13 protein-coding genes are annotated in these 13,025 nt (G+C 66.6%); all 13 read left to right on the forward strand.

What is annotated here, in order from left to right; genetic code table 11:
• Position 1: 1 nt before the first annotated feature.
• The 13 genes from BLT62_RS04765 to fusA all read left to right on the forward strand — a co-directional run bounded on the left by BLT62_RS04765 (position 2) and on the right by fusA (position 12,921).
• Entirely contained in the window at positions 2-598 is a 597-nt protein-coding gene (locus tag BLT62_RS04765) for a PilW family protein (protein ID WP_083363037.1), read from the forward strand.
• The gene (locus BLT62_RS04770; RefSeq protein ID WP_156786245.1) at positions 589-2,253 is read left to right on the forward strand and encodes a hypothetical protein; all 1,665 of its coding nucleotides are present in this window, start codon (positions 589-591) and stop codon (positions 2,251-2,253) included. The genes BLT62_RS04765 and BLT62_RS04770 overlap by 10 nt, the downstream gene beginning before the upstream one ends.
• Positions 2,253-3,098, forward strand: a complete 846-nt coding sequence (locus BLT62_RS04775; RefSeq protein WP_083363039.1) for a prepilin peptidase — start codon at positions 2,253-2,255, stop codon at positions 3,096-3,098. Before BLT62_RS04770 ends, BLT62_RS04775 begins: the two co-directional genes overlap by 1 nt.
• Positions 3,099-3,147: 49 nt before the next feature.
• Complete coding sequence (gene pilM, locus BLT62_RS04780; protein ID WP_083363040.1) at positions 3,148-4,194, forward strand: type IV pilus assembly protein PilM; 1,047 nt, start codon at positions 3,148-3,150, stop codon at positions 4,192-4,194.
• Positions 4,191-4,937 carry a hypothetical protein gene (locus BLT62_RS04785; protein WP_083363041.1) on the forward strand — a complete coding sequence of 249 codons (747 nt, stop codon included), beginning with the start codon at positions 4,191-4,193 and terminating at the stop codon, positions 4,935-4,937. The genes pilM and BLT62_RS04785 overlap by 4 nt, the downstream gene beginning before the upstream one ends.
• Positions 4,937-5,764, forward strand: coding sequence for a hypothetical protein (locus BLT62_RS04790; RefSeq protein WP_083363042.1), 828 nt, complete (start codon positions 4,937-4,939; stop codon positions 5,762-5,764). Before BLT62_RS04785 ends, BLT62_RS04790 begins: the two co-directional genes overlap by 1 nt.
• 767 nt (positions 5,765-6,531) lie before the next feature.
• The gene (locus BLT62_RS04795) at positions 6,532-7,605 is read left to right on the forward strand and encodes a hypothetical protein (RefSeq protein WP_083363043.1); all 1,074 of its coding nucleotides are present in this window, start codon (positions 6,532-6,534) and stop codon (positions 7,603-7,605) included.
• A gap of 30 nt (positions 7,606-7,635) precedes the next feature.
• Positions 7,636-8,187, forward strand: a complete 552-nt coding sequence (locus BLT62_RS04800; RefSeq protein ID WP_083363044.1) for a DUF6121 family protein — start codon at positions 7,636-7,638, stop codon at positions 8,185-8,187.
• A 48-nt stretch (positions 8,188-8,235) separates the two neighbouring features.
• Positions 8,236-8,970: a hypothetical protein gene (locus BLT62_RS04805; protein WP_083363045.1), complete on the forward strand. Its 735-nt coding sequence runs from the start codon at positions 8,236-8,238 to the stop codon at positions 8,968-8,970.
• A gap of 110 nt (positions 8,971-9,080) precedes the next feature.
• Entirely contained in the window at positions 9,081-9,485 is a 405-nt protein-coding gene (locus tag BLT62_RS04810) for an SseB family protein (protein WP_083363046.1), read from the forward strand.
• A gap of 386 nt (positions 9,486-9,871) precedes the next feature.
• Positions 9,872-10,246, forward strand: a complete 375-nt coding sequence (gene rpsL / locus BLT62_RS04815; protein WP_047405383.1) for a 30S ribosomal protein S12 — start codon at positions 9,872-9,874, stop codon at positions 10,244-10,246.
• Entirely contained in the window at positions 10,246-10,716 is a 471-nt protein-coding gene (gene rpsG / locus BLT62_RS04820) for a 30S ribosomal protein S7 (protein ID WP_047405385.1), read from the forward strand. Before rpsL ends, rpsG begins: the two co-directional genes overlap by 1 nt.
• Before the next feature lie 90 nt (positions 10,717-10,806).
• The gene (gene fusA, locus BLT62_RS04825) at positions 10,807-12,921 is read left to right on the forward strand and encodes an elongation factor G (protein WP_083363047.1); all 2,115 of its coding nucleotides are present in this window, start codon (positions 10,807-10,809) and stop codon (positions 12,919-12,921) included.
• The last annotated feature ends 104 nt before the right edge of the window (positions 12,922-13,025 follow it).

Raw genomic sequence — 13,025 nt, forward strand, 5'->3', positions numbered from 1 at the left:
GATGCCCCGACCAACCGCAGTCACCGTAGCCCCGCTTCAGCGCGAAGCCGGCATCACGCTCGTCGAGCTCCTCGTATACATGATGTTGTCGGTCGTCGTGCTCACTATCGTCGGCGGAATACTCATCAACGGCGTCCAGAGCGAGAGCATCGTCAGGGACTCCACAAGTGCGAACGCGACGGGGCAGCTGGTCGCCCGCTCCGTCAAACAAGGCGTGTCGAATGCCTCAGACGTGAAAGCCACCGTCGATGCCCACGGCAACGAGCTCCTCGTCGTGCACACCCGAGACAGCGGCACCGCGCTGGCCTGGTCGTGTGAGGCCTGGTACTTCGCGCCCGGCGCGGAGGGCGCGGTCTATCGCAAGCGTGTCTCGCCCGTCGCGCACATCTCTGCCCCGGTGAGCACCGCGCCCGAGCACCTCGCCGGGTGGCTCCTGTTGGGAACCGGCGTCAAGCCTGTGTCAACCACACTCTTCGGCGTGACCGTGAGCCGCGTTGACCTCAAGTTCACCGTCGACGCCGGAACGACGAAGCCCGTCCTCTTCAGCACCGTCAATAGCCAGCGAATCACGAGTTCGGAGAGTCTCGCATGTTTCTGAACCGCTTCCGTGTCGTCATCCGGTCCGCCTCTGAAGAGCGTGGCAGTGTGCTGATGGGGGTGATCGGCCTGATGGCCGTGACCCTCATCATCAGCGCGGTCATTGCGGCATCGACCATCAATGCCCTCTCCTTCACCAGTGCCACGCGGGCCGGAGTCCAGTCGGTCTCCGCGGCCGAGTCCGGCATTAATCAGGCCGTGGCCGACGTACAAACCGGTAGCTGCCCGACCGGCGGTATCTACAGCTCCAACACCGATCCGGTCTACACGGTTCAGCTGTCGTGGAGCACGCACACCGATCTCGCGAGTGCGACGTGGACGATGGGCTGCCCGACGTCGGCGGCACAGATTCTGCGCATCGAGTCCACCGGAGAGGCGGCCGTGAGCGGAGTCGTGGGTAACGACACCGGCGACGTGAGCACGGTCGAGGCGATCTATCGCATGACACTTCCGGCCGCGGGCGTTCCGGCCACGGGAGCTGCCGTCTACGCATTCTCTTCCGCAGGATTCTCCGGCTCTGGAACCCTCACCTCGAGCACGGGAACGATCGCCAGCGTACAGATCCGAAACGGCGATGTCGCGTGCTCCGGTGCCAGCCCGACTTACGCCGACATCGTCGTCGCGAACGGCAAGTTTACCGGATCCGGATCGTGCACTGTGGCCGGCAGCGTGTGGGCCTCGCAGAGCGTCGCGATCTCGGGCGGGGTGAAGATCGGAGCAAACGCCATCGCAGGGACGACCATGGACATCCAGTCGGATGGGAAGATCGGGGGCAGCGTCTGGGCTCCGACGAGTGTGAAGATCAGCTGGGGTGGCGAGGTTGCGCAGAACGCGAACTCCAACAGCTCGATCATCTTGGCCGGCGGCAACGTCAAGGGCACTGTCTGGTCGAACAACAGCACGACGTGGTCTGGCGGTGGCCTTTCGATCAACGGGAGGATCATCACGCGTACCCTCACGGGTTCGGGCACGGCGCACGGCGGTGTGACTCAGGGTCTGGCCTGGCCGGGAGTCGGCCCGACCGCTCCGCCGGCTCCCACCGTTCCGAACTGGATCGAGTTCAACTACGACCTGGCCGACTGGAATGGCTTCCTCGTGCGTACGCTGACGGGGGCCTGCAACTACACCGCGCTCAAGACCGCGATCGACTCGCTGGGCGCCGCGCCCGGAGTGATCGATGCTCGGGCCTGCACCGGCGCAATCACCTTGGGCGGCGACGACAAGATCACTCTGAGTTCCGACGTCGCCATCTTCGCCAAGGGGTACTCCCTGGGCGGCAGCGCCGGGTTCCTCGCCGACTCGCCACGGAAGCTGTGGCTCATCGTTCCGGACGAACTCGACAACGGGCTCCCCACCTGCGTATCGGGTCGCAACTTCACCGTCGGTGGCGGCTTCATCCTTGGGGCAGTGCCGCCGGCCGCACAAAACATCTCCGCGCTGGTGTACAGCCCGTGTGAGTCAAACATCACCTCCGGCATTCACTGGCGGGGGCAGCTCTACGGCCAGTTCACGAAAATCGATGGGAATGCGAAGCTGATGTACTCGCCGGTTGGCCTTCCGGGCGTCAACATGGACACGGGCGACCCCGTGTCTCCGGGAGGTCCTGTCTACCCGGTGCTGTCGAGCCGCGAATCGATCCGTGACGTGGCGAAGTAGTGGTTGCAGTCCCGGTTCTCGTCGGCCTGTTTGGGGCATTCATCGGTTCATTCTTGAACGTGGTGATCTTCAGGGTGCCACAAAAGCTCTCGGTGGTGTCGCCGCCGAGCGCGTGCCCGCGCTGCGGAGTGCGCATCAAGCCGTGGCAGAACGTCCCTGTTCTGTCGTGGCTGCTGCTGCGCGGAAGCTGCGCCTCCTGCCAGGCGCCGATCTCGGCGCGCTACCCGCTGGTCGAGGGCGGCACCGCGCTGTTCTTCGGCGTCGTGACGTGGTGGTGGGTGGCCAGCGGCACCGCTGCACCGCTGGCCGCACTCGGCGCGGATTCCGCCGACGTGGCTTCCAGCCTGCTGCTCTTGCTCGCGTTTCTGTACCTGGCCGCGATCACCGTGGTGCTAACCCTGATCGACCTCGATCACCAGATCTTGCCCAACAGCATCGTGCTGCCGAGCTACCTGGTCTCCGCCGTTCTGCTGGCGGAGTCTGCGGCCCTCACCGGGAGCTACCCGGCTTTGCTTGGGGCGGCGATCGGCGGTGCTGCCCTCTTCGCGCTCTATTTCCTGCTTGCCCTGATTTCGCCGCGCGGCATGGGAATGGGCGATGTCAAGCTCGCCGGCGTTCTCGGCCTCTACCTCGGCTATCTGGGCTGGGGTGCTCTCATCGTGGGCGGCTTCGGGGCATTCCTGATCGGCGGTGTGTTCGGCATCGCGCTGATCGTGCTGCGCAAGGCCGGGCGCAAGTCCGGTATTCCCTTCGGGCCGTGGATGCTTCTGGCCGCGTGGCTGGGCATCTTCTTCGGCGAGAGCCTCTGGGCGGCCTACCTCAGCTTGTTCGGTCTGGCGTCTTAGGCATGACCGTCGACATCGTGCGATTCGCACTGACAGAAAGGAACCACCCGTGGCACAAACGGTAGTGGGAGTGGACTTCGCGGCGGGGGTCGTGCGCGCAGTCGAGGTGGGCGGATCCAGCCGCAAACCGATGGTCGAGCGCTACGCAGAAGTTGCGGTGCCGCTGGGCGCCATCGTGCGCGGCGAGGTGATGGAGCCGCACACCGTGGCCACCGCGCTCAGGCAACTCTGGTCGAACGGCGGTTTCAGCAGCAAGAACATCGCGATCGGCATCGGAAACCACCGCGTGTTGGCTCGTGACCTCACCGTCGCGCGTGCCTCCCGTGAGCGTATCCGCGAGTCGCTGCCGCACCTCGTTCAGGACATGCTGCCGATGCCCGTCGCCGACGCGCTCCTCGACTTCTACCCGGTCGCCGAGATTGACGGCGAGCACGGCCCGCAGGTGCAGGGCCTCCTCGTCGCTGCCGCCAAGGACGCGGTGCTCGGCAACATCAAGGCCGCCAAACTGGCCGGCCTGAAGACCGTCGAGGTCGATCTGGTTCCGTTCGCCCTTTCGCGGGTCTACCTGCGTGGCCCGGACGCCGCGGGCACCGTGGCCCTGGCTGAGATCGGCGGCAGCACGACGACCGTCGTGATCGCCACGGACGGCGTTCCCCAGTTCATCCGCATCATCCCGACCGGCAGCGACCAGATCACGCTGGAGCTGGCCCGCCGCCTCGAGATCGATCCCGCGCAGGCCGAGCAGCTGAAGCGACAGATCGGGCTCTCGGCCACGGCCGTTCCGCCGGAGTATCAGAAGGCGCTCGAGGTCATCTACGAGGTAGCCGGCGAACTGCTCACCAGCCTGCGCAACACCATCAACTACTTCAACAACACGCGCCCAGATCAGCCGGTTCGCCAGATTCTGCTGGCCGGCGGCGGCGCAGCACTGCCCGGCTGCGAGCGGGCGGTGAATGAGGTCACGCGCATGCCCGTCGTGGTCGTCGACCCGCTGGCCGGCCTGGAGATTTCACGCAAACTCGACGAAAACGCCCTGAGGCAGGGCCGCCCGAATGTGGCTGTCGCCCTCGGGCTCACGGCAGGGAGGGCCGCATGAGTGGGCAGAAGAAGGGCGGCGCCCGCGCCGACACGATTGAGATCGGCGGGGTTCCCCGGGTCGACCTGCTCCCGCCGGAGGTGCGGGCTGCCGCGGCGTCGCGAGTGCTGCGTCGGCGTTTGGGCGTCGGGTTGCTCGGTGTGGTTACCGTCGTCGTCTTGATGGTGACCGGAGCAACCGCCATCACACTGGGCAAGACGATCCAGCTGATCGACGCACAGGCCAGAACGGATGCGCTGCTGGCGGAACAGACGGAGTACGTCGAGGTGCGGCGGGTTCAGCAGGACTTGAACGCGGTCAGTGATGCCCGCATGGTCGGGTCGTTCACCGAGGTGCAGTGGCGGGAGTACCTGCAGGCCGTGCAGGCCTCGCTGCCCGCCGGCGTCGCGATCAGGACCGCGTCGATCAGCGCGGCCTCCCCCCTCGAGGAGTTCGCGCAGGCGACCACACCGCTGCAGTCCCCACGGATCGCAACGGTCGGGCTCGAGGCGACCTCACCGACACTGCCGAACGTTCCACTCTGGCTAGACGGCCTGGCAGGGCTGACCGGGTATGCCGGTGCAAGCCCCGACTCGGTCACCTTTGACGACAAGACCGGCCTCTACACGGTGAGCATCAAGCTGCAGGTGAACGGCGAGGCCCTGTCGGCTCGCTTCGTGCCCGAGGCAGAGGCTGCCGGGGAAACGCCGACGGACGACGACGCCGAGCCCACCGGTGACGCGGCAGCGCAGGGAGGCAACTGATGAACGACAAGCGCATCTGGACCATCGGGGCGGCCCTGCTGGGCGTCGTGCTCCTGCTCGGAGGCTACTTCCTCGGCGTCGCGCCGCAATTGGCAGCGGCCAAGGACGCCGATGACGAACGCGTCGCGGTCGAGGCGCAGAATGCCGGGCTCGCCGCGGAGCTCGCGGTGCTGAAGAAGGACTTCGAGAGCATCGACACCTTCAAGAAGCAGCTCGCCGAGGTGCGCGTCGCCGTGCCGGACAATGCCGGCTTCTCGGGATTCGTTGCACAGATCGATGCCATGGCCGTGGCCGCCGGCGTCCAAGTAAGTTCACTGACCGTCGCCGACGCACGCCCATACGCAGGCCCAATGAACAGTGCCGCGCTGATGCTGCCACCGGGTGCGGTGAAGGAGGTCGTCGATTTGCAGGCCAAGGCCGCCCAGACTGGTGACGCGGCAGACGCCGACGCTGCGGCCGCACTCGACAAGTCGCTGCTCCGACCGATTCTGGCACCCGTCGAAAGCTCCCTCGTCACACCCGCGAACTTCGTTGCGATCCCCGTCACGATCGAGACCAAGGGCGAATACCAGAAGCTGCTCGACTTCACCTCCGCCGTTCAGAACGGGTCCCGGCTCACGCTGGTCTACGGACTCGGCTTGGCTCCGGTGGAGGTGGAGGAAGGGGCCGCCGGGGAGGACGCGGCCGCCGCGGTCGTCGCGCCATACACAGCCTCAATCAGCGGCTTCATCTACGTGCTGCTGAAGGCGTCCGACGTCCCGGTCGACCTGGCCGCGCAGAAGGCTGCGGCCGATGCGGCCGCCGCGGAGGCGGCCGCATCGGAGTAGCGGCGCGACTCGATCAGATGGCCCCGAGACCCGCGTCTCGGGGCCATCTGCGTTTCTGCCGGCCTGCCGTCGTCGCGCGGTTGGCTTCGGTCGCTGGCGCTCCCTCGAGCCAACGTGCAGATGCGCGCCTGCACGGGCGCCCGCCTCTCCCCACGTCAGCTGGAGGGGGCCGCGCCGCGGCACGTCGGCTGGAGGGGCAGCACTTCTCCGCACGTCGGCTGGAGGGGGCCGCGCCGCGACGAAGGAGCAGCGCAGCCCCCGAAGCCCGGGAGCCCGCGTGAGCGTCTCGCCCCCGCCCACCCCGCTGGTCGAGTAGCGAGGAACGAGCGTATCGAGACCCCGCACGAGAGACGGTCTCCCGCCGGAAACCGGGTCTCGATACGGCCCTAGCGGGCCTACTCGACCAACGGAAGAGCGGCGCGGTTGGCTTCGGTCGCTGGCGCTCCCTCGAGCCAACGTGCAGATGCACGTCTGCCCGGGCGCCCCGCCTCTCAGCACGTCGGCTGGAGGGGGCCGCGCCGCGACGAAGGAGCAGCGCAGCCCCCGCAGCCCCGGAGCCAACCCGACACGGCCGCGCCGTGGGCTCCGGTCGCGCGCTCCATCACACCGGCGGGGTCGCGGCGCCCGCGGCGGAGTGTCGCGCGCATTCGCCCAGCTCAGGCGGCGATTTTGTCGGGCGGCGCCCGCGAGGCTCGCTGCAGAGCGAGGCGCTGATTGCTACAGTTACGGCTGAACTGGGCGCCATCGTGCGCGGGAGGAGAGTCAGCATGAGCGACACCACGCCGGAGCACGAGAACCACGAGGGCACCGAACCGACGGCCGCCGAACCGACTCTGATCGAGCCGATGAGCGGCGATACCACCGAGATCCCCGAGGACGCGCTGCCCGCGTTCTTCGCGGAGCCCGCCGCTCCAACTGACGCCACTCCAGCCCCCGCCGCACCCGAGGCCCCCGCCGCGCCTGAGTACATTCCGGCCCCGCCCGCGGCCTCCGCCGCGGCGGCAGCGGCCGCCGAAACCGCCGCCCCGGTAGCCCCGCCAGCGGCAGCCGCTCCGCAGCCCTACTTCCCCGAGGCCCCGATCGCGCTCGCGCCCCCGGCCACGGAGGTCGACTACGCCGAGGCGCAGCCGACCGCGGTCGACAACGTGCCAGAGGCAGGCATCGCCGCCGGCGCCGCAACGGTCGCCACCGCAGCGACCGTCGAGGCCCCGGCAGCCACCGGCGTCTACTACGACCCCAACGCCGGCGCCCCGATCGGCCAGTACGCGGCCGCCGGGCAGCCGATCTTCGTCCAGGCGCCGATCCCGCCCTCGCCCAAGGGCAACCGCGGCGCCGGCATCCTGATCGGTCTCCTCGCCACCCTCGCCTTCGCGATCCTCTACGCGGGCAGCACCTTCCTGATCAGCCTGAGCCAGAACCCCAGCGTCGAGAAGGCCGGCGAGAGCTTCGCCCTATTCGTCAGCGCCCCGGTCTTCTACATCCCCGTGCTCTTCTTCTTCGGTGCCTTCGCGCTGCTCGCGGCCATCGTCAACCGCGGCGGCTGGTGGGCCTATGTGCTCGGCGGCTTCGCCGTCGCCGTCATCGTCTACTTCTCCTTCATCGGTGGCTCGCTGCTGACCGTGCGCGCCTGGGAGCTGACCCCCGGCCAGGCCGGCCAGTTCATCGCCGGCCAGTGGCTGAACCCCGTCGCCATCGTCGCCGCCATCGCCGCCCGCGAGGTGCCGATCTGGTTCGGCGCATGGATCGCCGCGCGCGGCCGCAAGGTCACCGCACGCAACCTCGCCGTCCGCCAGGAGTACGACCGCGTTCTGGCAGAGGGCCCCACCCTCACCCGCCAGTAGTTCCAGAGCTGCCCGATTGAGGAGCCAGCCATGATCCCACTCGAGGTGCAGGAGTACCGCCGCTACGCCTTCTTCCTGGCGTTCTTCGCGCTCGGGCTCTACGTGGCGCTGGTCGTGGCCAGCTTCGGCATGCTGAGCCTGTTCCTCAACATCGAGGTGATTGCAGAGACGGATGCCGGCCCGCTGGTCGGCCCGGTCATGGTCGGCGCGGCGACGATCGCCCTGCTGCTCGTGCTCTGGGCGGGCGTCGGCCGGGCCGGCGCGGCGATGCACACCGTTCCGGTCAGCCTCGTGGTGCTCGCCGCCGCGCTCTGCTACCTCGTCTACGGCTTCGCCGGCGGCCTCGTCTACGGGCTGAACAGCATGAACGCGACCACCCCAGATACCCCGGCCGCGCCGGGCAGCGCGGCCAGTGAGCCGGTGACCGGATTCGTCTTCCTCGGCGAGCAACTGACGAGTCCCTTCGCCGCAGCGGTGGCGCTCTGGGCCGGGGTTGTCGCCCTGCTCTACTTTGTTCTGCTGATCTGGCGCGCCAACGGCGGACAGCGCCCGCGCTGGCCCTGGGAGAAGCACCCCCAATAGTCGCGTGCCCTACTCGCGGAGACCCCGGCAACGGGGTACCGTTCAGCTATGGAGGGCTCGATCGAAGCGCGCGTCAGCCACGAGGTTGATCTCTGGCTGCGCTGGGTGCCCAAGTGGCAACCCGGAACCCACCGCGCGCGCCTGCGCCTCTGCCGCAGCTGCTTCGGCTCGCCCATCATCGTTGCAGCGGGCCTGGCCAACGATGTTCCGCACGCCGTTCAGCACAGCATGTCGATGCGCATGAAGCTCATCATCGACGCCGCCGTCGACGACTACACCGACCGCAACCTGCCGCTGCTGCAGCGCGAGCTCGACCTCACCGAGCAGCGCCGCCGCGCACAGCACTACAGACCGGAGGCCGGGCTCGCGCCAGAGGCCGCCGGCCTAGACCTCGACCCGGAGCCCGAGGACGGCCAGCCGTTCCTCTTCACCCTCGGCGAGCTCGCGGCGAGTCCGCCCCCGGAAGCCGCGGCCGACGCCGCGCACGCTCACGATCAGAACACCCTCGACTTCACGATCAACGAGCCGGTTCCCACCACCTCCGCCCGGCACAGCGCGCCGGAGCCTCCGCCGCTCTCCGAGGAGGAGAAGCAAGCGATTCGCGCCGAGGTGAGGCTCGCCGACGAGTTCGCCGGGCAGGTCGGGCGGCGTGTCTGCGCCGAGCTCGTGCTGCACCGCCAGCGCATCGCGGACGGCATCGCGCAGTACATCGAGCCTCAGGTCGTCGCGCTCTTGGCCGACCTGGAGCGCGAACTCGACTCGCCGACCTGGCCGACTTCCTGAGCGTCCAACGGCCGACAGTGCTGTTTGATAGAGGGAAGTCGGGAGAGGGCTCGGGGCCCGGGAGCCTCCGCGACAGGGCAGGGACCGACCAGAGCAAGCGTGAGGGAACGATGACTGCAGCACGGCCGGCGACGCCATTGGAGCGGGCGATCGCTCGAGCCCAGCAGGGGAGCGTCAGCCCCGCGACCCTGCTGTGGACGCTCAGCGCCAGCGAGATCATCCTCCTGGGCACCACCGCGCCGTCAGCGGGCGCCCTCCCCGCCGCACCCTTCCTGCTGGAGGACGGCACGAAGACGCTGCTCGCCCTGTTCACCCACGAGGAGAGGGCGCTGCCCTTCCGTGAGGCTCACCCGGCCGCGGCTCCCGTGCTCGGCATGACCGTGCTCACGCGCCTGCCAGAAGGACTCGGGATCATCGTGAACCCGGGCTCGCGACTTGGCTGCGAGATCCCGGCGGCCAGCATCAGCGAGTTCGTCGGAGAGCTGATGGGCACTGTCATCGACGAGTCCTCGTGACTCGCGCGGGCGGCGTGTTATTCCGAGAATCGGGGGCCGTGCTCGCCCCGGCCCCAGCGGCGGCCCCAGACCCCCTGATTGCCAGTCATTGCACAGCCCCGCTGGTTTGACCGCAGCGACACACAAAGGTAATATTTCGTGGGTGTGCGTATCGTCGTGCGCGCGGATTGTGCCCGAAAGGCACGGCCCTCGCGTCTGATGCACACACATGGGAACCCTGATTCGGGTTACCCCCACGGCATATCCACCATCCAAAAGCAGAGCTACTCAGCGCTGCCGGTGGGTCCAGATGAACTCGAACGAAACTCTCAGGCGCAAGTCAGGGGCATCCGTTCGAATGCTAATCACCAGGCTGTCACCGTGCAGCACAAATAAGGAGCTCAGTAGTGCCAACGATTCAGCAGTTGGTCCGCAAGGGACGCACGCCGAAGGTCACCAAGACCAAGGCCCCCGCCCTGAAGGCCAACCCCCAGCAGCGTGGTGTTTGCACCCGCGTCTACACCACCACCCCGAAGAAGCCGAACTCGGCCCTTCGCAAGGTTGCCCGTGTCAAGCTCTCCAACGGCACCGAGGTCACCGCCTACATCCCCGGTGAGGGCCACAACCTCCAGGAGCACTCGATGGTGCTCGTTCGCGGTGGTCGTGTGAAGGACCTCCCCGGTGTGCGCTACAAGATTGTTCGCGGCGCGCTCGACACTCAGGCAGTTAAGAATCGTAAGCAGGCTCGCAGCCGCTACGGAGCGAAGATGGACAAGAAGTAATGCCTCGTAAAGGACCAGCACCCAAGCGCCCCGTCGTAGCCGACCCGGTATACGGCGCCCCGATCGTCAGCCAGCTCGTCAACAAGATCCTTCTTGATGGCAAGAAGGGCCTCGCTGAGCGCATCGTTTACGACGCACTCGAAGGCGTTGCAGCGAAGAACGGCCAGGACGCCGTTGTCACGCTCAAGAAGGCACTCGACAACGTTCGCCCGACCCTCGAGGTCCGGTCGCGTCGCGTCGGTGGCTCCACCTACCAGGTCCCGGTCGAGGTCAAGCCTCACCGCGCCAACACCCTGGCTCTCCGCTGGCTCACCAGCTACGCCAAGGCTCGTCGCGAGAAGACCATGACCGAGCGCCTCACCAACGAGATTCTCGATGCGAGCAACGGCCTCGGCGCCGCTGTCAAGCGTCGTGAAGACACGCACAAGATGGCCGAGTCGAACAAGGCCTTCGCACACTACCGCTGGTAGCAAGTGCCTTTCGGATGCCGCGGGCTCACGCCCGCGGCATCCGAGAGCCTCGTTCGACCCCATCAACCAACAAACTTTCGGAGGAATCCCGTGGCACAAGATGTGCTCACCGACCTGAGTAAGGTCCGCAACATCGGCATCATGGCTCACATTGATGCCGGTAAGACCACCACGACCGAGCGCATCCTGTTCTACACGGGCGTCAACCACAAGATCGGCGAGACCCACGATGGTGGCGCGACGACCGACTGGATGGAGCAGGAGAAGGAACGTGGCATCACGATTACTTCCGCTGCGGTCACCTGCTTCTGGAACAAGAACCAGGTCAACATCATTGACACCCCCGGCCACGTTGACTTCACCGTTGAGGTAGAGCGTTCGCTCCGCGTCCTCGACGGCGCCGTTGCTGTGTTCGACGGCAAGGAGGGCGTCGAGCCCCAGTCCGAGACCGTGTGGCGTCAGGCCGACAAGTACGTCGTCCCCCGCATCTGCTTCGTCAACAAGATGGACAAGCTGGGCGCAGACTTCTACTACACCGTCAGCACCATCGTCAGCCGTCTCGGCGCTCGTCCGCTGGTTCTCCAGCTGCCGATCGGTGAAGAGTCCGGCTTCGAGGGCGTTGTCGACCTCGTCGAGATGCGTGCACTCACCTGGCGCGGCGACGCAAAGGGTGACGTCCAGATGGGCGCCAAGTACGCCATCGAGGAGATCCCCGCCGACCTCGTCGAGAAGGCCGCCGAGTACCGCACCGCGCTGCTCGAGGTTGTCGCCGAGACCGACGACGCTCTGATGGAGAAGTACTTCGGTGGCGAAGAGCTCACCGTCGCCGAGATCAAGGGCGCGATCCGCAAGCTCACGGTCAACAGCGAGATCTACCCGGTTCTCTGTGGCTCTGCCTTCAAGAACCGCGGCGTTCAGCCGATGCTCGACGCCGTCATCGACTACCTCCCGTCGCCGCTCGACGTCCCGGCCATCGAGGCCCACGACGCCCGCGACGAGGAGAAGGTCGTCCTCCGTCACGCCGACGCCACCGAGCCGTTCGCTGCTCTCGCGTTCAAGGTTGCTGTGCACCCGTTCTTCGGTCGCCTCACCTACATCCGCGTGTACTCCGGCCGCCTCGACAGCGGTGCCCAGGTCATCAACTCGACCAAGGGCAAGAAGGAGCGCATCGGCAAGATCTTCCAGATGCACGCCAACAAGGAAAACCCTGTTGACTCCGTCACCGCTGGAAACATCTACGCCGTCATCGGCCTCAAGGACACCACCACCGGTGACACCCTGTGTGACCCGGACAACCAGGTTGTTCTCGAGTCGATGACCTTCCCCGAGCCCGTCATTGAGGTTGCTATCGAGCCCAAGACCAAGGCTGACCAGGAGAAGCTCGGCACCGCGATCCAGAAGCTCGCCGAAGAAGACCCGACGTTCCGCACCGAGCAGAACGCTGAGACCGGTCAGACGGTCATCAAGGGCATGGGCGAGCTCCACCTCGACATCCTCGTTGACCGCATGAAGCGCGAGTTCAACGTTGAGGCCAACGTTGGTAAGCCGCAGGTGGCGTACCGCGAGACCATCAAGAAGGCCGTCGAGAAGCACGACTACACCCACAAGAAGCAGACCGGTGGTTCGGGTCAGTTCGCTAAGATCCAGTTCGGCCTCGAGCCGATGGAGGTCACCTCCGACAAGATCTACGAGTTCGACAACAAGGTCACCGGTGGCCGTATCCCTCGCGAGTACATCCCCTCGGTGGACGCGGGCTTCCGGGATGCCATGCAGTACGGCATCCTCGCTGGGTACCCGTTGGTCGGCGTCAAGGCAATCCTGCTTGACGGCGCTGCCCACGACGTCGACTCTTCGGAGATGGCGTTCAAGATTGCCGGCTCGATGGGCTTCAAGGAAGCCGCTCGGAAGGCAAACCCGGTTCTGCTCGAGCCGCTCATGGCCGTCGAGGTCCGCACCCCTGAGGAATACATGGGTGATGTCATCGGCGACCTGAACTCGCGTCGCGGTCAGATCCAGTCCATGGAGGACGCAAGCGGTGTGAAGGTTATTCGCGCCAATGTTCCGCTCTCGGAAATGTTCGGTTACATCGGTGACCTGCGGTCGAAGACCTCTGGTCGCGCCGTGTACTCGATGACCTTCGAAAGCTACGCCGAGGTTCCCAAGGCTGTCGCCGACGAGATCGTGGCAAAGAACAAGGGCGAATAGCCCCTGTTAGTGCGAGCCATCCGGTTCGCGTAACATAACAAACAATCACCGTAGAGAACCGGTCGCAATCCAGCGACCGGGGCTTCTACTCGAGTCCTGAGGAG

The sequence above is a fragment of the Microterricola viridarii genome, from assembly GCF_900104895.1.
GTDB lineage: Bacteria > Actinomycetota > Actinomycetes > Actinomycetales > Microbacteriaceae > Microterricola > Microterricola viridarii.

What these genes read in the sequence shown, in the direction of transcription:
- BLT62_RS04765 (WP_083363037.1), top strand. Translation starts at nt 2, where the DNA reads ATGCCCCGACCAACCGCAGTCACCGTAGCCCCGCTTCAGCGCGAAGCC.
- BLT62_RS04770 (WP_156786245.1), top strand. Translation starts at nt 589, where the DNA reads ATGTTTCTGAACCGCTTCCGTGTCGTCATCCGGTCCGCCTCTGAAGAG.
- BLT62_RS04785 (WP_083363041.1), top strand. Translation starts at nt 4,191, where the DNA reads ATGAGTGGGCAGAAGAAGGGCGGCGCCCGCGCCGACACGATTGAGATC.
- BLT62_RS04790 (WP_083363042.1), top strand. Translation starts at nt 4,937, where the DNA reads ATGAACGACAAGCGCATCTGGACCATCGGGGCGGCCCTGCTGGGCGTC.
- BLT62_RS04795 (WP_083363043.1), top strand. Translation starts at nt 6,532, where the DNA reads ATGAGCGACACCACGCCGGAGCACGAGAACCACGAGGGCACCGAACCG.
- BLT62_RS04800 (WP_083363044.1), top strand. Translation starts at nt 7,636, where the DNA reads ATGATCCCACTCGAGGTGCAGGAGTACCGCCGCTACGCCTTCTTCCTG.
- BLT62_RS04805 (WP_083363045.1), top strand. Translation starts at nt 8,236, where the DNA reads ATGGAGGGCTCGATCGAAGCGCGCGTCAGCCACGAGGTTGATCTCTGG.
- BLT62_RS04810 (WP_083363046.1), top strand. Translation starts at nt 9,081, where the DNA reads ATGACTGCAGCACGGCCGGCGACGCCATTGGAGCGGGCGATCGCTCGA.
- rpsG (WP_047405385.1), top strand. Translation starts at nt 10,246, where the DNA reads ATGCCTCGTAAAGGACCAGCACCCAAGCGCCCCGTCGTAGCCGACCCG.